The following is an 18,993-nucleotide window of genomic DNA, read 5'->3' on the forward strand; positions in this document are numbered from 1 at the left end:
GTCACTCTGTGGCGGGTTGGCGTCCGGGGAGGGTGGGGCGGGGGCCGGCGAGGGTGAGCATGACGAGGGCGATGATGGCGTCGGCGCTGTGGAAGCCGAAGCCGCGTCGGATGATGAGCCGGGTCTTGGTGTTGGTGGACTCGATCAGCCCGTTGGACAGGCCGGTGGCCAGCGCGGAGCGGATGGCCTCGTAGCGCCGCATGATCTTGCGCTGGAGGTCGACGAAGACGTCGATGCGGCAGCGGCGGGCCCAGCCGATCCACCGGTCCAGGGCCCGCAGGGCGGCGGTGGGGCGGGACTTGGCCAGGGCGAACACGGCCCGCAGGGCCTCCTTCAGGCGCCAGGCCCGGTGCAGGCGCGGATCGGTGGCGGCGATCCAGGTGAGCTTGGCGGCCTGTCGGTCGGTCAGATCGTCGGCGTTCTTCCACAGCGCGAAGCGGGAGTCCTTCAGCGCCCGGGCCCTGTCGCGGTCGCCGAGCTCGCGGCGGGCCCGGTTCCACGAGGCCCGGCGCTCGGCGTCCAGCGCCTCGGTGGCCCAGGCGACGACGTGGAAGGGGTCCATCACCCGTATCGCGCCGGGGGCCCGATCGAGGAGGACCTCGGCGATCCAGCCGGCGCCGTCGGCGGAGATGTGCGTGAGGGTGCGGGCCCGTTCAGCGCCGAGAGCGTCGAAGAAGCGGTGCAGGACGTCCTTGCCGTGCCCGTCGCTCATCCACACCACGCGGGCGGTGTCGTGGTCGACGACCACGGTCATGTACTTCTGCCCCTTGCGGTAGCTGATCTCGTCGATGCCGATCCGCCACAGGCGGGCCAGCCGGTCGACGGCCCGGTCGCGGTCGGCGACCACCCGCTCCACGATCGCCCCGACCGTGCGCCAGGAAGTCCGCATCAACTGTGCGGTCGCGCTCTTGGAGCACTCGGCGGCCATCCAGGCGGCCTGCTGATCGAAGGCGTAGGTGTGTCCGGCAGCGTGACGAGCCCAGGGCACCGCCGTCACCGTCACTCCGTGTCGGCGGCAGTCCACCCGCGGCGCGTCGGCCTCCAGGAAGACCCGCATCACGCCGTGGTCGAGGTCCCGCCACCGACGTCGGCCCCGCCCGGCGTCGAACCAGGGCGCGCGCGTGTGCGGTTGGAGGCTGACGGCACCGCTGTCGTCCAGACGGACATGACCGATCTCGGCACTGGCACGTACACCGTCCTGACTCAGGTCGCGTCCGACGGGCTCGGACTGCCGCCCGATCGGGTGCGGATCGAGCTCGGGCGTTCCGAGTTTCCCACCAGCTGGGGCGCGGTGTTCAACGCCACCGGCGTGCGCGTGCGCGACTTCCCCATCACCATCGAGAAGGTGCTGCCCGGTCTACCACTGATGGATAACTGAATCCGTGACAACGGTGCCGGTTCGCCGGCCAGTGGGGCTCTGCGTGACGCGTGCACCCGCTATCGCGTCGTGGGGAGGGTGTGAGGATGTCCGATCTGGAGCGGATCACGGCTTGCCGTAGCGAACTGGACGTGCTCGCCGAGGAGTTGGCCAAGCAGCTTCAGGAGGTCGAGGCCGAGCGGGAGGAGCTGGGGATCGCCGAGCGGGTCCTGCGCCGCTTTGCCGAACGGGACCGGGCCGATACGGAGGCTGCTGAGGCGGCGGCTCCAGTGAAAGCGCAGGTGGCGGGGCGTGCGGTGCTGCCAATCCCGCACCGCGGTGAGACGGGCGACAGGGCCGCGCTGCCCGCCGACTTGTCCCGCTCGGAAACGCGATTCTGGGGCCTGACCTGGAAGTTCCCAGATCGAAGGACTGGCCGGCACAGCATCTGCGACGATCCTTCGATGCCGTTATCCGTCGTCACCGCGCTGGTCCGGAATCTGATCACGGTGCCCGCAGCCGTACTGCGCAGCCGCGTAGCGAAGGATGCGGAGGTGATGGCGTTGCGGCACGAGAAAGCGGTGCTGCGCCGCCAGATCGCCCGGGTTCGCTACGGGCCCGCCGACCGGATCTGGCTCGCCGTGCTCTCCCGGCTGGTCCCACGCGAGCGCTGGCGTCAGGTGTTCGCGGTCACTCCTACCAGGCTGCTGGCCTGGCACCGGCGCTTCGTCGCCCGGAAGTGGACGCATCCTCAGCGCAGCCGCCCGGGACGGCCCTCCACCGCGCCCACCGTCAAGCAAATCATCCTGCGCCTGGCGAAGGAGAACCACGCCTGGGGCCACCGCCGGATCCAAGGCGAACTCGCCCGCCTCGGCTACTCGATCGCCCCGTCCACGGTCTGGGAGATCCTGCGCGCCGCCGGCATCGATCCCGCTCTGCAGCGCTCCGGCCCGCCCTGGCGTGAATTCCTCACCGCCCAGGCCCACGGCATCCTCGCTGCTGGCCGAATGGCCCGCCGGCGAGCCCGAGCCGGTGCAGTTCTGGCTGTCCGACCTGCCCTCCGGCATGCCTGTGACCACGCTGGTCCGGCTCGCCAAGCTCCGCCGGCGCATCGAGCACGACTACCGGGAGATGAAACAGGCCCTGGGCCTGGCCCACTTCGAGGGCCGAACCTGGGGCGGCTGGCACCACCACGTCACCCTTGTCTCTGTCGCGCACGCCTTCTGCACCCTGCAACGACTGGCCCAAGCCCCAAAAGACGCGGCGCCAGCCTGAGCCTCTACCAAGTCGTCCGCGAACTCCAGACCCTGCCCCTCTCTGTCAGCCTCGGGTGAGACGTCCCGTTCTGCGGGGTTAGCCTGAGAGGGCACGACAGGAGAACCGCCCCTTATGCCCAGCACTGAGCCCGTCGGGTCCGACCCGGCACCGAGGCCGAAGCGCCGTACCTTCACCTCGGAGTACAAACTGCGGATCGTCGCCGAGTACGACGCCGCGCCCAGGAACGAGAAGGGCGCGGTCCTGCGCCGGGAACGCCTCTACCACTCGCATGTCAAGGAGTGGCGGGCCGCCCGGGATGCCGGGGCCCTGGAAAACCTGGTCGACCGCCGGACCAGCCCCGCCCGCACGAAGAAGTCCGCCGCGGAGGTGGAGAACGAGAAGCTGCGACAGCAGGTGGAGCGGCTGCAGAAGGACCTGGCCCGGAACAAGGCCGCACTCGAGGTGATGGGAAAAGCCTCCGCGCTCTTGGAAATGATCTCCGAGAGCGCGGACTGAAACACGCCACCGACCCCGTGGTGGACACCGCGTTCACCGGCGTTCAGGGCCAGCTGGGCATCACGGCCGCGTGCCGGCTGACCGGCCGCTCCCGGGCCACCCACTACCGCAGGCTCAAGCCCCCGACCGACCGCACGCCCCGCTCCCACGTCCAGGCCCAGCCCTCGGCGCTGACGGATCAAGAGCGTGCGGCAGTACTGGAGTTGATGAACAGCGCCGAGTACGTGGAGCTGCCGCCCGCGCAGATCTGGGCCCGTGAGCTGGACGCGGGCCGCTATCACTGCTCGGTCTCCACGATGTACCGGATCCTGCGTGACAAGGGCCAGTCCGGCGAGCGTCGCCGTCAGGCCACCCACCCGGCCAAGACCGTGCCCGAACTGGTCGCCACCGCCCCATCCCAGGTCTTCACCTGGGACATCACCAAGCTCGCCGGACCGGCCAAGGGCACCTGGTACCACGCCTACGTCGTCATCGACATCTTCAGCCGCTACATCGTCGGCCACACCGTCGAACGCGCCGAATCAGCAGAGCGTGCCGAGGAGTTGATCCGGGACACCATCGAGCGCAACGGCATCGTGCCCGAGACCGTCCACGCCGACCGGGGCACCTCAATGACCTCCAAGAAGGTCTCTCAGCTGCTGATCGACCTCGGCGTCACCCGCAGCCATTCCCGGCCGAAAGTCTCCAATGACAACCCCTACAGCGAGGCCCATTTCAAGACCACCAAGTACATGTCCGACTACCCCGAGCGGTTCGATTCCCTGGCCCACGCCCGTGATTGGTTCGACGCGTTCATCGCGTACTACAACCACGAGCACCGGCACTCGGGCATTGGATGGCACACGCCCGCCAGCGTCCACTTCGGCACCGCCGAGGAGGTCCGCGACCAGAGAGCCGTCACGCTCGCCGAAGCGTTCGCCCGCCACCCCGAACGCTTCGGTCGCCGCCCCACACCGCCCGAGATACCCCAGCAAGCGTGGATCAACGACCCCGCCAAGCGCAGGGAAACCACACCACAGATCTCATAGCCACACAAATGTCTCACTGGACTTGAAATCCACCGTGCTCGCAGTCTGGACCGGCGCCTGCCCCACCTGCCACCGCGACATACCCACCCCTATGCCGACCTGACCAAGCACTATTAGTCGTACGCGGGGCCTGGTCCGTCAGGGTGTCATGGCTTGCGGGCGAGGCCGCCGTGCTCGCCGATGGGTTGCGGGGCGGGGGAAGTGGGGTCCGGGCGCCAGAAGGGGACCGACACCACCCCGGGGTCCAAAAGTTCCAGACCGTCGAAGAACGCCGCGATTTCGTCGACGGGGCGCAGGAAGTACGGTACGGCGCCCGTTTCGTTGTACGCGTCCTGGGCGTGTTCGTAGTCGGCGTCGGTGCCCCGTGAACCGTCGTTGATGGAGAGGTAGCTGCCGGACGGCAGTGCGTCCATCAGGTGTGTGACGGTGGCGCGTGCCTGGTCGTAGTCGGCGACGTGGCCCAGGATGTTGCTGAGAATCAGGGCGGTGGGGCGGGTGAGGTCCAGCGTCTCGGCGGCGGCCGCCAGGATGCGATCAGGGTCGGACAGGTTGGCGTCGACGTAGGCGGTCGCCCCCTCGGGGGCGGAGGTGAGCAGGGCGCGGGCGTGCACGAGGACCATCGGGTCGTGGTCGACGTAGACGACCCTGGTCTCGGGGGCGAGCCGCTGGGCGACTTCATGGGTGTTGTTCACGGTCGGCAGGCCGGTCCCGACGTCCAGGAACTGCCGGATGCCCTCCTGGGTGACCAGGTACGTGATGGTGCGGCGCAGGAAGGCACGGCTGCTGCGGGCGATGGTGACGATGCCGGGGAAGACGGCGCTGTACGCGTCGCCGGCTTTCTCGTCAACGGGGTAGTTGTCTTTCCCGCCCAGCCAGTAGTTCCAGATCCGGGCGGAGTGCGGCACCGACGTATCGATCTTCTGATGCGCTGCGGGTCCGGGCGATGTCGCGTGGTCGGTCATGGGTACCGTCCGTCTTTCAACCGGGGCGTGAACTGTCAACGCACAACCTACGTCCCAACAACCTGGACGCGTAAATCAGTTCGCCTCTCTGCCGCTGATTAGCAGGCGTTCGTTGAGTACGGGGATGCCACGCCGGACCATGCGGTGCGGAGCCGGCGCCGGGGGAGTGGCAGCTCGGCGGAGTTGACGCTGTCGCCGCTGAGTGCGGAGGGCCCCTGCGAACTGGCGCCGGCCTCCTCCAAGTGCTCGGCCAGCGTGACCGACGTATATATTGCGAGCCCGCGTCCGAGTGGTGCAGCAACTCACCCGGAACAGGCGGGTGTTGATCGCACTCGCGTTGCCACAGTCCCATGTCCAGGGCGTCCAGGACGAGCCGGGTCTGTTTCGTGGTCGAAGCGGACCAGCCGACGATGCGGCGGGAGAAGGTGTCCACGACGAAGGCGACGTAGACGACGCCGGAGAACGTGGCGACATGAGTGAAGTCGGCGACCCCGCAGCGGTTCGGCGCACTCGCGACGAAGTTGCGGTCGATCAGGTCCGGAGCGCGTGGTGCAGTGGGGTCCGAGATCGTGGTGATCGCCTTTTTGCCGCGGACGGCCCCGGTGATGCCGAGCTCGCGCATGAGACGTTGACGGTGCAGCGGGCCACTGGCTGGCCCTGGCGGTTCAGGTGCCTCCATATCTTCCTCGCGCCGTAGACACGGTAGTTGCCTTCGTATGCCTCCTGGATCAGGGCCTTCAGTTCGGCGTCCCGAACGGTGCGGGCCGAGGGGGCGGTCAGGCGTTTGTGGTGGGCGTAGTGGGTGGACGGGGCGATCCTGCAGTCGTGCTCGGTCAGAACACGGCAGATCGGATCGACTCCGCCGAAGCGGCCCCGGGCTCGTCGATGAACGCTACGAGCGTGTGTGTGGCCGGTCGATCTCGGCCGCGAAGAAACTCGCCGCCGCCTTCAGGATCTCGTTGGCCCGCTTCAGCTCGGCGATCCCCTTCTTCATCGCCTTGATCTGCGCGGACTCCTCCGTCGTCGTTCCCGGCCGTGTGCCGGCATCGATCTCGTCCTGCCGAACCCACTTGCGCAACTTCTCGGTCGTGCCGATGCCGAGCTTCGCGGCGACCGCTTTCATCGCAGCCCACTCGGTGTCGTAGTTGGGCCGCACCTCGGCGACCATGCGCACCGCACGACGGCGCAGATCAAGCGGGTACTGGGAAGGACATGCCATGACTCGATCCTCTCAAACGATCGAGTCCCCACCGAAATCAGAACGGTTCAGACAGCAGCTTGCGGGCCACCGTGTACAGCATCAAGAGGATCACGGCGGACATGGTCCCAGCCGAGAACGCTCCACCATCCCGACCTGCGGCGATGACTTTACGAGCCCCGCAGGATCGAGGTGGTGCCCAGCGGGGTGCGGATACCGCGCATGAACTCGATCATGGATAGGTGGGTGCAGACCTGTCGGCGCGTGCTGCTGGACCGTAACTTGATCTGGAATCAGCGGCACCTGCTGTACGCCCTACGCGAGTTCGAGGACTTCTCCAACTCCCATCGGCCCCATCAGGGCATCGACAACGCCCGCCCTCTGCACCCGTTGTCGGTCCCGATCAGCGATCCGGAGCAGATCGCTCGCCTCGACATACGGAGACGTGAACGGCTCGGCGGCATACTTCACGAGTACCAACATGCCGCATGACCTGCGCGGATGAGGTTCTCGGCAGGCGCAGGTCTGGGAGGAGGTCGAGGAGGAGCGAGCCATGTCGAGGGCGTCGACGACGAGTTCGGCGCGGTGGGGCGTGGTCCGCGGCATGGACGACGAGGCCACGGGTGACGGGGCAGAACCGCGGGCAGGCCCGAAGGCCGTCGCGGACCCCGCAGGCGGTATCCGCCACTGAAGGGCCACGTCGCGGTCATTCGCCGGGCTGGCGGACGAGCGGGTTGACACCGATGGAGTTGTGGATGCGGAAGGTGACCGTACCCGGCCGGTAGCGGTCGTCGGACCACTCCACGGGGCGGCCGGCGTGAGTGGTGGTGACCCGGCGGACCCGCAGCAGCGGGCTGCTGCGGCGTACGCCGAGCAGTTCCGCGTCGCGGGCGCCCGCCGCAAGTGTGTCGATGACGTGCTCGCCGTGCGCGAAGACCACGCCCACCTCATCGAACAGCCGCTGGGTGACCGAGTCGCAGTCGGGCTCGATACGCTCGACCGCGGCCGCGATCCAGTCGGCGTAGACGGTGCGCTCCAGCAGGGCCGGCTGCCCGTCCAGGCCACGCACCCGCAGGACGTGCAACACCTCTGTGCCGACTGGGAGTTGGAGACGCAGCATGTCCTCCGTGGTGGCCGGGCGCCGGAGGGCCTCCACGACGCTGCCGGTGGCCTTGTGTCCGGCTGCACGCGCCCACTGGGCGAAGCTGCGCAGTTCGGTGAAGCTCTGACTGCGGCGGGCGCCGAGCACCACTCGTCGGGTGCCCTGCCGTGAGCCGACCAGCCCCTCGGCCACCAGAGCCGCGAGCGCCTGGCGGACGGTGCCGCGGGATACCTGGTACCGCTCGGCGAGTTCACCCTCGGTCGGGAGCCGGCCCCCCACCGGGTAGTCGCCGCGGTCGATCGCAAGCCTCAACTCGCCGGCGATCTGCTCGTGCCGTGCTGCCACACCCAGCTCCCTCATCCGCAATACCGTCCCCGCTCCGCGAGGCACCGGCGTGTGCACACAGGGTAGGCGATCCCACCGCACCGGGCACACTTGTCCTGCACACAGCAAAGACCGCACCCCCACGCGGCCGGCATCGTCTCAAAGGGTCTTCAAACCGAGAGCGAGCATCTGTTCTCCGTTCACTGAAAGGTCATCGCATTCCGACGTACTTGGGACATCTTGTTTGGACAAGTTGCCTGGGTTTTTGGTAGCACCCGATCACTTTTCCCGCGCAGCTGACGTACCCTCAGGAGACCCTGTGAACCTGCTCTCCGCGCGAACGGCCGGCCTTGCCGGCGTGCTGATACCGCAGCCACGTTCGCGACTTTGACGCTGCCGGCCAGCGCGGTCAGGTACGCGCCGTGCAGCGAGGCGCTGAGGTTGGCGGTGGTGTAGTGCGAGGCGCCTGTGGTCGGGTCCTGCGCGGTGAACGCGCCGTTCAGCGTGGCCGGCGCGGGGACGCCGAAGCACAGCCCGGTGAAGGCAAGCGGTGGTACGGCCGCGAGCGCGGCCGCCGAGCGACGGCGCGGTCGCGGGGCCGGGCGGGACAGCCGGAATGCGAGCCGGGGCCCGGGCGGAGCCGGTTCCGGGCCCCGCACTGTGGCGTCACGCCCCCCGCCGACGGGCACGACAGCGGGGGTAACGGTGGCGGAGGAGTCGGCCATGGGCTGGGTCACCCGGCCACGGCCTTGCCCCAGCCCTGGGCCACAACCTGCTTGGCCTTGTCCAGCTGGGCTTCGGTCGGGAAGGAGGGGGTTCCGGTGACCGGGGGCAGATGGGCGGCGGCCGCGCTGTCGACCGTGCCGCTCCGGGTCATTGAGGACATGAGCGCCGGGCGGGCATAGCCCTTCAGGAAGAGGTTCTGGTGGAGCTGGTCGGCCTGCCTGACCATGGCAGCCGCTACCCGCACCAACTGTCGGGCGGCCAGCAGTAGCGCGTCGCGCTGGCCCGTGCGCTGGCGCTGCGGCCGCGGGTACTGCTCCTGGACGAGCCGCTGTCGGCACTGGACGCCAAGCTACGGCTGATGCTGCGCGAGGAGATCCGCCGGCTCCAGCAGGATCTTGGCATCACCACCCTCTTCGTCACCTATGACCAGGAGGAGGCGTTGTCGATGGCTGATCGGGTGGCGGTGATGCGCGGCGGGCGGCTTGAGCAGTGCGCCCCACCCGTGGAGCTGTAGGCGCACCCGGCGACCGTGTCCGTCGCCGAGTTCGTCGGCACCATGAACCGGCTGCCCGGCTGCCCGGCTGCCCGGCCGCGCGACCGGCGAGGGCGAGGTCGAGGTGCTGGGCCGCCGGCTTCCGGTGACGGGCGGGGCGGCGGCGGGCGCCGAGCTGGACGTGCTGGTGCGGCCCGAGGCCGTTGCCGTGCGGTCCGACGTCGACGGCGGGGCGAGAGTGGTGGCGGCGACCTTCCTGGGCGCGATGACGCGGCTGACCGTACGGCTCACCGACGGCGCCGAGATCAACGCCGACCTGTCCACACCCGACGCAGCCGCGCTCGGCGCCGGTGCGTCGGTCTCCGTGGCCCTCCCCGACCGACCGGTGCTGGTGGACTCCCGCCGCGCCTCACATTCGTTGACACTACGTCACTTTTGACCGGAACAGCAGAGCAGACCTCGCCTCCACACATCGCTGAGTCAGACCGGCTGCAGGCCGTCGTCTTTCGACATGGACGGCACCCTCGTGGACACCGAGTGGGTCTGATGGGACGCCGTCAAGTCGGTCGTCCGCGGCCTCGGATACGCCCTCGGGGAGGCCGACACACCCGACGTACTCGGCCGATCCGTGGAGCACACCGCGGGCCACCTGCACCGCACCACCGGCGGGCGGGCACCCGCGGCGCACCTCGCCGGCGAGCTCCTGAGAGAGTTCGCGGACCGGGTCGCGACGCAGGTGGTGCCGCGATCCGGCGCCCTGGAACTGGTGGACGCGCTTCGCGAGGCGGGCATCCCCACCGCGCTGGTATCCGCCTCCCCGCGCGCCGTGGTGGACACCGTGCTGACGACCATCGGGCGACGCCGGTTCGACATCACGATCACCGTCGAGGACACCCCGCGCACCAAGCCCGCCCCCGACCTTGCCGCCGCCGCGCGCCTGTGTCGCTGTCGAGGACAGCGCGGTGGGCGCCGCCTCCGCTGAGGCGGCCGGTTGCCCGATCCTGGTGGTGCCGTTGCTGATCCCCGTACCGGCAGGGCCCGGGCGGCACATCATCTCCGGCCTCGACCACGCCGACCTGGCGCTGCTCCAGGACCTGGCGGCCGGGGCCGACCGACCGCCACCCCGGACCGCCTGACACATCACCCCATGATGGACCCGGGTCCTGGCCGCCGTCGGCGGCCAGGACCCGATTCGTGTTGCTGCACAGCGACCGCCCGGGAATCGACTGGGCGCCGCGTCGCGAAGGGATCTGCGCTCCCCTGCGGGCCTGTTCCCAGCGTCCCCTCACCTGTCCACGGCCATCGTCCGCGGGTGGCACCGACCGCTGTCTCGGGGCTCGGCGAGCTGCGTACCGCCCGCACAGCATCCGCCGCCTCGCTCCTCCGGCACCCGGTCGGGGCTGCTGGCTGCGGAACCAAAACGGCCGACTGCGGCCCCGGCGGTGTGCTGGGGCCGCAGTCGGCTCGGGTTCGGTGCGGCGGGAGCGTCAGCCGCGAGCGGTGAAGGCGTAGAGGTTGCCGTCCCAGGCGCCGATCAGCAGCGTGTTACCGGTGACGGTCGGGGTCGACAGGATGGGAGCGCCGAGGTCCAGGTCCTGGAGCTTGGCGCCGGTGGTCTTGTCCAGGCCGTACAGGTGGCCGTCGGTGCCGCCGATCCACAGCGTGTCACCGCTGATGGTCGGCGAGCCGACGAAGGCCCTGCCGCTCTGGAAGTCCCAGAGCTTGGTGCCAGTGGCGGCATCGAAAGCGGCTACGCGGCCGTTGGTGAAGGCGGCGTACACGGTGTGGCCGTCGACCGCCGCAGAGGCGCCCGGCTGGCCGGCGTCATCCTTGGAGACTCCGGTGCTCCGGTACCGCCACAGCTCCTTACCGGTAGAGGCGTCGCGGGCCAGGATGGAGTTGTTGCCGGCGTCTCCGATGAAGTCGGTGGTGAACACCCGTCCGTCGGCCACCACAGGAGTGGAGTGGTGGACGCCGCCGACGCCTCCGGCGGAGACGAGCTGCTTACCGGTGGCGGCATCGTAGATGCGCAGGCCACCACGGCTGTCGTGGACGTAAACCTTGCCGTCGACCACGGTGGGGGTACTGCTGTCCCACCAGCCGCTGTCCACCGGGGAATTCCACAGCTGCTTACCGGTGGCGGCGTCCACAGCGACGAGGTGGCTGCCCGTGGTGGTGTAGCCGAAGTAGTAGACGGTGGAGCCGGAGACGGTCGCGCCACCGTAGGCGTAGCCGTCGTAGCGGCCGGTCTCCGAGGAACCGGGGAGGGTGTAGCTCCACTTCTTCGCGCCGGTCGCCGCGTCCAGCGCGGTCAGGGTGCCGCGCATCTCGGTGACGTAGACGGTCCCGTCGTGCACCACGGGCGTGGACTGGACCAGGCTGTCGGTGGCGAAGTGCCACTTGGTCCGGCCGGTGGCGACGTCGACGGCGTCCACGCCATTGCCCTTGGACCCGTCAGTGTCCCAGGTGCCGATGTACGCGGTTCCGTTCGCGACCACCGGGGAGGACATGCCGATGGTGGCGCCGGTGCGGTGGGTCCAGGCGTTGGTCAGGCTGCCGGAGCCGAGGCTGCCGGGCTGCACTCCGGTGTGCAGGGCGTCGCCGTGGAACTCGGGCACGTCCGCGCCCGGGCGCACCTGTTCGGCGTTCCGCACGATGGTGAAGCGGCTCGTGGTGGACCAGCTCTTGCCGGCGTCGTCGTATGCGGTGACCTTGGCGGTGTGGTCGCCGAGCTCCAGCTCGCGGGTGTCCCACGGGGCCGACCACGAGAACTTGCCGGTGGGGCGCAGCTTCTGGACCTCGTGGCCGTCGATGCGGATCTCGACCCGCTTCACATGGCTGGAGGTGTTGTAGGCGTCCACCTGGAACTCGGTACGGCCCTGGCCGACCTGAGAGCCGGGCGCAGGCGAGGTGGTTGCGACCGTGTGCTCCTGGTTGAACATCCGGAACTCGGCCTTCACCTCACCGTCGCGCATAGTGACCTCGCGGAAGCCGGTGGGCGAGTGGTCGTCGTTGTACGTTGCCGAGGCCGTGTTGTACTCCACCGCGCCGTCCAACAGGTGGGGGTCGGTGAAGTTGGTGTGCATATGGCCGTTGAAGATGGCCTTGACGTCGTAGCTCTTGAGTAGTGCGAGCAGGGTGTTGATCTGCCCGGTGGAGCCGCCGGGGTCAGGGGTGTCCAGCGGCTCGTGGGTGTTGACCACGATCTGCTTGCTGATGCCGTCGGCGTTCTTGCCGTTCAGCTCCAGGTCCTGCTTCAACCAGGCCATCTGCACCGGATCGCCGAGGCCGCCGTTGTTCTCGAGCTGGATGAAGTGGGTGTTGCCGTAGTCGAAGGAGTACCAGGAAGGCCCGAGCAACGAGCGGTAGTTGCCGACTCCGCTGTCCCCGCCGCCGTGGTCGTGGTTGCCCGTCAGCGGCCAGATCGGGAGCTTGGAGTTCGCTGAGCCCTTGAGCCATGCCTGCCAGTGGGAGGGCGCACCGTCGCCGCTGAGGTCTCCGGTGGCCGCGATGAAGGCCGGCTTGGTGGGCAATGCGGCGATGTCGTCCAGCTGCTTGGCGAGCTTGCCTGGGGTGACGCCATCGCCGTCCACGGGCGCCTCCGGACCGTCGGGGCTGGTCACGTGGGTGTCGGTGATCTGTGCGAAGGTGAAGTCAGGCCGCTCGCTGGCCTTGTCTCGCCGCAGCTCGAAGTTCTGGGTGAGGGTGGCGTCGGCCTCCGGTGAGCCGAGGTCGCGGTAGAAGCGCGGAACCCGGTTGCTGCCGAGGGTGGCCGAGTAGCCGCGCGGCATGGTGATGTTGACGATGGTGCGGGTCCACTGGTTGAGGTCGGCGGAGAGCACGTAGCGGCCGTTGCTGTCGGTGCGGACGACGGTCGCGCCGTCCGAGACGGACACACCGGCCAGCCCCTGCTCGCCCTTCTCCTGGGTGCCGTTGCCGTTCTTGTCGTCGAAGACGGTGCCCTGGACGGTGGCATGGCGCGGGGGCCGGGGGGCGATATCGAAGTTCACCGGTGCGGCGAGTGCCTGGTACCCGTCGTTGGCCAGCAAGTAGGCGGAGTAGGAGCCGGCCGGCAGGCCGGAGGTGTCCAGGGTCACGGTGCCGCTGGCGTTCGGGACGTAGACCCAGGTGAGCGAGGCCCCGTCGCCGGGCTTGCGGCTCGCCGGGTATATGCCGATCCAGTTCTTGGCACTGGGAGCGTCGGTGGTGTAGCTGAAGCTGAGCTTCTGACCGACCTGGGGCTGCTGGGTGTTCAGGGTGAGGGTGGATGCGCTCACGGCCGACTGGGTGCTGCTGGTCGGTGCGGCGGACGAGACCGGCGAGCCGACGACAGCGAGGACAACGGCGCAGGAGCCGGCCACTACTGCGGACCGGATACGGGAAGAGGGCACGCTGCACTCCTTGAGGCAGGAGAGTTGTCCATACAACTCTGCTCCCCGCAGCACACTCCGGACAGGTGTCCGCCAGGTGTTGCAGCAGCGGACCAGACACGATGATTACGTGTCCCCACGGGACGGCTTTCCGGCTGAGCGCAACGAGCGGCACAATCGCGCACTGCAAGGACGGCACCCTGGTCTCGCCGTACGTGTTCTGCGACGGTGTACGTGGGTTCACGCGGCGCTCCTCTCCGTTGAGCCGGACCGGCCGCGGCTGTGCGGCCCGCACAGGCTCTTGCGCTGCGCGTAGTCGAGCGCGTTCCTACTTGGCAGTGGGGAACTCGACGATCTGCTCGGAACCAGCGAGGAACCCGTCCCCGTTACGCCGGACCGAATCCTCTATGTGGACGAGGTGGCATCGGCTGCTGCCGGACGACGCCGAAGTCGCCGGACTGCTGGCCCTCATGCCGCTCACCGACACCGGGCGGCGCCGCACTGGGAGACCCCACGCGCCTTCGCGTGAATTCCCGTGGACCCTTCGATGAAGATCGCCCTTTCTCGACCGGAAAGTTGTCCGGTCAAGCTAGCCTCGTCGCCCATGAGATTCCTACGCAGATCAGCTGGTCTAGGCCTCGCGCTGCTCTACTTCATCCTGGGCTTCTGTGCGCAGCCTGCCGCTGCGCATGTGTCGCCGCAGCACGGCGAACTCGTCATATCCACCAAGAACGACGTCACCAGCGGGCGGCTGATCGTCCACCGTGACGTGGTGTCACCGCAGAGGGCGGGGGCCTGGGCCTCGCGCCTGCTGAGCACCTCCAGCTGCCCCGCCACCGGCTCCGGCATCGCCGGAGACTCCGGCGGCGTCCCCGGCGGTGTGGTGGTCGAGCTCGCGTGGAGCTGCCACGTCGACAAGCTCGACCTGAGCGCGATGCTGCAGCAGGGCGGGCTGACCCAGGTCGTCGCCGAATTCGACGGCACCACGGCCAACGCCAACGCGCAGACCCCCGTTGTCGACGCATCGGGTGCCCACGCGCTCCCCACCTTCCCGTGGGCAGTGGTGGCGCTCGGCATCGCGCTGGCCGCCGCGCTGCTGCTCGCGGTGTGGCAGATCCGCACCGGACGGCTCCAGCTCGCCCAGCTGGCCGCCAAGGTCGGCGCCAACCGCAAGCCGGTGAAGCTGGCCACCATCGGCGCGTTGGCGCTGTCCTGCCTGGCTCCGCAGGTGGCCTCGGCGGCGCCGCTCGCTGAGGGGGCCGCGGCGACCGCGAACACGGTCACTGTCACGGGCACGGTCTTCGAGGACGCCAACGGCAACGGCAAGCGCGACGCCGGCGAGGCTCCGATGCCCGGCGTCGACGTCACCGACGGCTCCGTCTGGACCACGACCGGCCCCGACGGCTCGTACAGCCTGCAGATGGCCCCGACCCGCCGGGAGACCGACCTCATCAGCATCGTCTCCCCGAACGGCTACACCCCCGCACTGCGCGACGACTACATCCCGCAGTTCTTCCACAAGGTCCCGGAGGAGGGCGGCTCCGGCATCGACTTCGCCCTCGTCAAGGACAAGAACGCCGCCAACCCCACCGAAAAATGGTTGATGAACTCGGACATCGAGGTCAGCAACACCTCGGACGCCGGCGCCGCCAGCGCGGAGAAATGGTGGCCCAAGCAGGTCGAGGCGATGTCCGAGGTCGACGGCGCCACCATGGCGATCACGACCGGTGACAACACCGTGACCGACTACGCGGCGGAGCCGCGCCGCCAGCGCGGCTACGACATCCTGCGCAAGGGCCTGACCGAGGGCAAGCTCGGCATGCCCTTCTACCCCGTGGTCGGCAACCACGACGTCGGCGGCACCGCAACCTCGCAGGGCTACGGCGGCAGTATGGAGTACTACCGCCGCAACCTTGGCCCGGAGTGGTACAGCTTCGACCGCAACGGCCGTCACATCGTCGTCCTTGAGGACAACTACGACTCCAGCGGCCTGAAGCCGCAGCTGGACTGGCTGCGCGAGGACCTCAAGCGCCACGCCGTCGGCAAGCAGGTGATGGTCTTCGCACACCGCTCGCTGTTCACCAAGTGGGGTCCGGGGGCCGGCATGCAGCCGACCATCGACGAGCTGTCGAAGTACGACGTGCGGATGTTCGCCGCGGGCCACAACCAGCAGGCCGAGTACCGCCGTGGCGCCTTCAACCGCTCGGTTGAGATCAACAACCAGGGCGAGTACGGCATCGACGGTGCCCGCGCGGACTTCAAGATCCTCGACTTCAAGGGCATCTACGACGACCCCAGCACGAAGCGCAACGAGGACACCGGCTATGTGATGGGCACCCACCGCCAGTTCGACGTCCGCAACGCCGTCGCGCTGGTCAGCCCCGCCCAGGGCAGTGTGCACGGCAACAGCGCCGGAATCCCGATCGAGCTGTACACCGAGGACGCCGGGCGCACCCCGGACACGGCCTCACTGACCATCCGCGACTCACGCGGCCACATCGCCTGGCACAAGGAGCGGATGAAGTTCGGCACCAAGGTCCGCAAGACCGGTATCGAGAACTGCTACACGGCCCCCGGCGGCACCCCGGAGCCCTGCCCGGCCGCCCGGACCTCCTGGACCCGGGTCAGCGACAACCTCCCCGGCATGCGGCCGGGCACCTACACGGCCGAGATGACCGCGGTCGACACGCGGAGCAAGGCGTGGCCCACCGTCACCAACACCTTCACGGTGGCACCCGAGGACAAGATCGCCAAGCCGAAGACCGGCCAGGACTGGCTGCGTCAGGGCCGCGACGAGGCGGGCCGCTCCAACAGCAGCGACGACCCGGGCACCGAGCTCGACCTGCAGTGGGCGGCCAACACCGGCGAGCAGTTCAACCTCAACGGGTCGGTCGTGGCGGACGGCAAGGTGATCGTCTCCTCCAGGGCGTTCGACTCGCCGAACCACATGATGCTGGCCTACGACATCAAGTCCGGCCGCGAGATCTGGCGCACCTACCTGGACGGTGACGCCGAGTCGGCACCGACCTACCACGACGGCAAGGTCTACATCACCACCGCCGTCGGCCGGATCTACGCGCTCGACGCCAAGGACGGCCACGTCGTCTGGCAGAAGATCGAGGACGAGCAGCAGCACGGCGACACCGTCCGCCGCTATGGGCGCGCCGGTGGCCCGGTCACCGTCTTCGACCTGAAGGACGCGCCGCGCACGGTCGCCGTCTACCAGAACTGGAACAAGATCCAATGTCGTGACGCCAAGACCGGCGACCTACTGGGCGGCTTCAACGGCGCGACGAACTGGGGCCAGTTCCACAGCACGGCTGTTCGCCAGCCCGGCTCCGACATCGCCTACCTGCACACCGACTCCAGCAACACGGTGGTCGCCATGGACCTCGTCGGCTGCCGCCAGCTGTGGGCGAAGGACACCGGCGGCGGCATCGCCAGCCACTCCTCCCCGGCCCTGACCGACCCGGCCACGGGCAACCCGCAGCTGGTGACGATGACGGAGAGCGGCATCCGCGGGCACGACCTCAGCACCGGTGCGGAGCTGTGGAAGTCCCCGCTGGGCGGCGGCAGCGGCTGCGGCGAGAGCGGCCCCGCCCCGCTGACCAGCCCCGCGATCTGGGGCAGCACCGCCTACGTCGCCAGCCGCGACGGAGTCATCCGCGCCTACGACACCAGCGCGGCCGACTCGTCCAAGCCGACCTGGGAGACCAAGGTCGGCTACCAACCCGGCAGGAGCCCCGTGGGGTGCACCGGGGACCTCAACGCGCCCGCGATGCACGCCCTGGCCACCAAGGACCGGGTGTACGCGGGCACCCGCGACGGCCGTCTGGTCGTCCTGGACCGCGCCACCGGCAAGCTCCTGACCGAGTACAACCTCGGCGCGAGTGTGACCTCGGCGCTCTCCGTCAGCGGTGACTGGGTGATCGCCCTCACCGACGACGGCACGCTCCACGCACTGGCCGCCCGCCACCTGCGCGAGCACTGATCCACCGTCCGCGAGTTGCCTCCCCCGCCAGGGGAGGCAACTCGCGGCGCTCCACTCCCGACGGGACCACCACTGTGCACATCCTCCGCACCACCCGCAGCCACGCCGCCCGTCTCCTGTTGATCGGCCTGGCAGCCGCGCTGGCGCTGCTCGGCGCCGCAGGCACGGCCGAGGCACACCCCTTCGGCACACCGCCGGTCGCCAAGGTCAAGGCCGAAGGCCGTACCGTCGAGATTGCCTGGTCTGCCCAGCAGGACGACCTGGACGTCCTGCACCAGGCAGCCAAGGGAGACGAGGCGGCCTACCTCGGCTCCCACATCTCGGTGCACCAGGACGGGCGTGAGTGCCGGCTGGGCACAGTGGACACCCAGCAGCTCGCGAGCAAGGGCGCCGTGGTGCCCTACACCTGCCCCGAACCGGTGAACGCGGTCGCCCTCACCATCACCGCGCTGACCGACGTCAACCCCGCCTATCGCACAATCTCGGTAACGGAGAAGGGCGGCGGCGGCCTGCACACGGCGAGTGACCCCACCCATACCCTTGCCCTCGGCGCCGCCGACACCTCCGCCGCCACCGCGTCCACCGCGCCGGCGACCATATGGACCACAGACCTTGCGGCACTCCTGGACCACGGAGTCGTCCTGCCACTGGCCCTTCTCATCTCCGCGGCGGTGGGCGCCTTCCACGCCTGCGCCCCCGGTCACGGCAAGACGCTCGCCGCCGGGTACCTCGTGGGCGGCCAGGGCAGGGCGCGGGACGCGGTGTGGCTCGGCGCCATCGTGGCCGTCATGCACACCGCATCGGTCGCCGTACTCGCCGTGGGCTGGTGGCTCGCCGCCCAGCAAGCACCGGACGTCGCAGCGGTGACGAACTGGCTTCAGCTGATCGCAGCCCTGGTCGTGGTCGCCGTGGGCGTCGGCCTGCTCCGGCGCCACCTGATCAACCGGAAGCACGGCCACAGCCATGGCCACCACCATGGCCACCAACATGGAAACGATCACGGACATGACCACGATCACCACCACGGCCACAGCCACCACATCCCGACGTCCACGTCCCTGCTCACCTGGCGCGGCATCCTGCTGCTCGGCACATCCGGCGGCCTGCTTCCCTCCCCGTCAGCGTTCCTCGTCCTCCTCACCGGGCTGCTGACCGGCCGGGTCGGCCCAGCCATCGCGATGGTGGCGGCGTTCGGTGCCGGCATGGCGCTGACCCTGACCGGCGTCGGCCTTGCGGTACTGCGCGGTCGCGACGCGTTCCTCGCCCGAGCGACGACCTCACCCGCGCTGCGCACCTGGAGCACCCGCATCCCGATCGTCGCCGCTTGGGCCGTCGTTACCGGCGGCACCGTCGCATCAGCCATAGCCGCCGGCCGCGTCCTGGCATCGTGATCCGAGGCAAGAGGCGGCGGCGCCCGCCATCGCGCCCATCGTCGGTGTCGGCCACCAGGAATTCAGCCGACGCCTCCACGAACGGAAACCGGCCGGGCAGACGATCTCCTTCCCGCGCCCTCCGACCGCATCTGAGGCGACGTCGGCACGGCGCTGACGGCCACCGCAGGCTCGGGGTTGCCTGTCTGCCACCGCGGCCTTCACTGACCCCGAGCACCTCATCAGCGCGCTACGACACGGCCTCCGCCAGATCCAAATACCGCAGCGACATCATCTAC

Annotated in this window: 15 protein-coding genes and 5 pseudogenes; 12 read left to right on the forward strand and 8 right to left on the reverse strand. The window is 69.3% G+C overall.

All coding sequences use genetic code 11. The features are described from left to right. Window position 1: 1 nt before the first annotated feature. A pseudogene (locus OG395_RS47885) lies at window positions 2–1,120 on the reverse strand (ISL3 family transposase); the annotation flags it as partial. A gap of 45 nt (window positions 1,121–1,165) precedes the next feature. Between OG395_RS47885 and OG395_RS47890 the strand changes: the two are divergent. The 5 genes and pseudogenes from OG395_RS47890 (at window position 1,166) to OG395_RS47910 (ending at window position 4,158) form a co-directional block, all read left to right on the forward strand. Beyond that, a complete protein-coding gene (locus tag OG395_RS47890; protein ID WP_327249691.1) occupies window positions 1,166–1,378 on the forward strand; it encodes a molybdopterin cofactor-binding domain-containing protein in 213 nt (70 codons plus the stop codon). Between the two features lie 443 nt (window positions 1,379–1,821). After that, window positions 1,822–2,358 (forward strand): annotated as a pseudogene (locus OG395_RS47895) (helix-turn-helix domain-containing protein); the annotation flags it as partial. Beyond that, window positions 2,351–2,632: pseudogene (locus tag OG395_RS47900) on the forward strand (IS701 family transposase); the annotation flags it as partial. The pseudogenes OG395_RS47895 and OG395_RS47900, both read left to right, overlap by 8 nt. Window positions 2,633–2,746: 114 nt before the next feature. Further along, the gene (locus OG395_RS47905) at window positions 2,747–3,130 is read left to right on the forward strand and encodes a hypothetical protein (protein ID WP_327241097.1); all 384 of its coding nucleotides are present in this window, start codon (window positions 2,747–2,749) and stop codon (window positions 3,128–3,130) included. A 20-nt stretch (window positions 3,131–3,150) separates the two neighbouring features. Then, on the forward strand, window positions 3,151–4,158 hold the full coding sequence (locus tag OG395_RS47910) for an IS3 family transposase (RefSeq protein ID WP_327241096.1): 1,008 nt from the start codon (window positions 3,151–3,153) through the stop codon (window positions 4,156–4,158). A gap of 146 nt (window positions 4,159–4,304) precedes the next feature. On the opposite strand, the gene OG395_RS47915 is transcribed toward OG395_RS47910, so the two are convergent. From OG395_RS47915 to OG395_RS47920, 4 genes are read right to left on the reverse strand one after another with little or no spacing between them, the layout of a single operon-like run. Further along, window positions 4,305–5,120: an SAM-dependent methyltransferase gene (locus tag OG395_RS47915; RefSeq protein WP_327248529.1), complete on the reverse strand. Its 816-nt coding sequence runs from the start codon at window positions 5,118–5,120 to the stop codon at window positions 4,305–4,307. Between the two features lie 16 nt (window positions 5,121–5,136). After that, window positions 5,137–5,742 carry a DDE-type integrase/transposase/recombinase gene (locus OG395_RS58690; protein WP_442818694.1) on the reverse strand — a complete coding sequence of 202 codons (606 nt, stop codon included), beginning with the start codon at window positions 5,740–5,742 and terminating at the stop codon, window positions 5,137–5,139. Beyond that, window positions 5,652–5,969: an IS3 family transposase gene (locus tag OG395_RS58695; protein WP_442818801.1), complete on the reverse strand. Its 318-nt coding sequence runs from the start codon at window positions 5,967–5,969 to the stop codon at window positions 5,652–5,654. The genes OG395_RS58690 and OG395_RS58695 overlap by 91 nt, the downstream gene beginning before the upstream one ends. A 43-nt stretch (window positions 5,970–6,012) precedes the next feature. Further along, window positions 6,013–6,339 (reverse strand): hypothetical protein, encoded by a 327-nt coding sequence (locus OG395_RS47920; RefSeq protein ID WP_327248530.1) that lies wholly within the window; start codon window positions 6,337–6,339, stop codon window positions 6,013–6,015. Window positions 6,340–6,552: 213 nt separating this feature from the next. On the opposite strand from OG395_RS47920, the gene OG395_RS47925 reads away from it, so the two are divergent. After that, complete coding sequence (locus OG395_RS47925; RefSeq protein WP_327248531.1) at window positions 6,553–6,810, forward strand: integrase; 258 nt, start codon at window positions 6,553–6,555, stop codon at window positions 6,808–6,810. A gap of 61 nt (window positions 6,811–6,871) precedes the next feature. Beyond that, entirely contained in the window at window positions 6,872–7,009 is a 138-nt protein-coding gene (locus OG395_RS47930; RefSeq protein ID WP_327248532.1) for a hypothetical protein, read from the forward strand. 15 nt (window positions 7,010–7,024) lie between these two features. Here the strand turns inward: OG395_RS47930 and OG395_RS47935 are convergent, their stop codons facing one another. Further along, window positions 7,025–7,765, reverse strand: a complete 741-nt coding sequence (locus OG395_RS47935) for a GntR family transcriptional regulator (RefSeq protein WP_327248533.1) — start codon at window positions 7,763–7,765, stop codon at window positions 7,025–7,027. A gap of 712 nt (window positions 7,766–8,477) precedes the next feature. Beyond that, window positions 8,478–8,669, reverse strand: a pseudogene (locus OG395_RS47940) (ABC transporter substrate-binding protein); the annotation flags it as partial. On the opposite strand from OG395_RS47940, the pseudogene OG395_RS47945 reads away from it, so the two are divergent. The 3 genes and pseudogenes from OG395_RS47945 to OG395_RS47955 form a co-directional block, all read left to right on the forward strand. Continuing rightward, window positions 8,667–9,402, forward strand: a pseudogene (locus OG395_RS47945) (ABC transporter ATP-binding protein); the annotation flags it as partial. The pseudogenes OG395_RS47940 and OG395_RS47945 sit on opposite strands and share 3 nt — an antisense overlap. 189 nt (window positions 9,403–9,591) lie before the next feature. Continuing rightward, on the forward strand, window positions 9,592–9,945 hold the full coding sequence (locus OG395_RS47950) for an HAD family hydrolase (RefSeq protein WP_327248534.1): 354 nt from the start codon (window positions 9,592–9,594) through the stop codon (window positions 9,943–9,945). Continuing rightward, window positions 9,926–10,099 (forward strand): hypothetical protein, encoded by a 174-nt coding sequence (locus tag OG395_RS47955; RefSeq protein WP_327248535.1) that lies wholly within the window; start codon window positions 9,926–9,928, stop codon window positions 10,097–10,099. Before OG395_RS47950 ends, OG395_RS47955 begins: the two co-directional genes overlap by 20 nt. Window positions 10,100–10,450: 351 nt before the next feature. Here OG395_RS47955 and OG395_RS47960 read toward each other — a convergent pair whose 3' ends face one another. After that, complete coding sequence (locus OG395_RS47960; protein ID WP_327248536.1) at window positions 10,451–13,354, reverse strand: outer membrane protein assembly factor BamB family protein; 2,904 nt, start codon at window positions 13,352–13,354, stop codon at window positions 10,451–10,453. Between the two features lie 583 nt (window positions 13,355–13,937). Here OG395_RS47960 and OG395_RS47965 point away from each other — a divergent pair. Next, window positions 13,938–17,324, forward strand: a complete 3,387-nt coding sequence (locus OG395_RS47965; RefSeq protein WP_327248537.1) for an outer membrane protein assembly factor BamB family protein — start codon at window positions 13,938–13,940, stop codon at window positions 17,322–17,324. Between the two features lie 74 nt (window positions 17,325–17,398). Continuing rightward, on the forward strand, window positions 17,399–18,715 hold the full coding sequence (locus OG395_RS47970; RefSeq protein ID WP_327248538.1) for a hypothetical protein: 1,317 nt from the start codon (window positions 17,399–17,401) through the stop codon (window positions 18,713–18,715). The last annotated feature ends 278 nt before the right edge of the window (window positions 18,716–18,993 follow it).

Origin of the sequence: Streptomyces sp. NBC_01320, assembly GCF_035974375.1 — a bacterium.
Lineage (GTDB): Bacteria > Actinomycetota > Actinomycetes > Streptomycetales > Streptomycetaceae > Streptomyces > Streptomyces yanii.

Bases quoted from the DNA above. Each gene is read 5' to 3' on its own strand.
- OG395_RS47905 (WP_327241097.1), top strand. From the start codon at position 2,747: ATGCCCAGCACTGAGCCCGTCGGGTCCGACCCGGCACCGAGGCCGAAG.
- OG395_RS47965 (WP_327248537.1), top strand. From the start codon at position 13,938: ATGAGATTCCTACGCAGATCAGCTGGTCTAGGCCTCGCGCTGCTCTAC.
- OG395_RS47915 (WP_327248529.1), bottom strand. From the start codon at position 5,120: ATGACCGACCACGCGACATCGCCCGGACCCGCAGCGCATCAGAAGATC.
- OG395_RS47920 (WP_327248530.1), bottom strand. From the start codon at position 6,339: ATGGCATGTCCTTCCCAGTACCCGCTTGATCTGCGCCGTCGTGCGGTG.
- OG395_RS47930 (WP_327248532.1), top strand. From the start codon at position 6,872: ATGTCGAGGGCGTCGACGACGAGTTCGGCGCGGTGGGGCGTGGTCCGC.
- OG395_RS58690 (WP_442818694.1), bottom strand. From the start codon at position 5,742: ATGCGCGAGCTCGGCATCACCGGGGCCGTCCGCGGCAAAAAGGCGATC.
- OG395_RS47925 (WP_327248531.1), top strand. From the start codon at position 6,553: ATGGATAGGTGGGTGCAGACCTGTCGGCGCGTGCTGCTGGACCGTAAC.
- OG395_RS47890 (WP_327249691.1), top strand. From the start codon at position 1,166: ATGACCGATCTCGGCACTGGCACGTACACCGTCCTGACTCAGGTCGCG.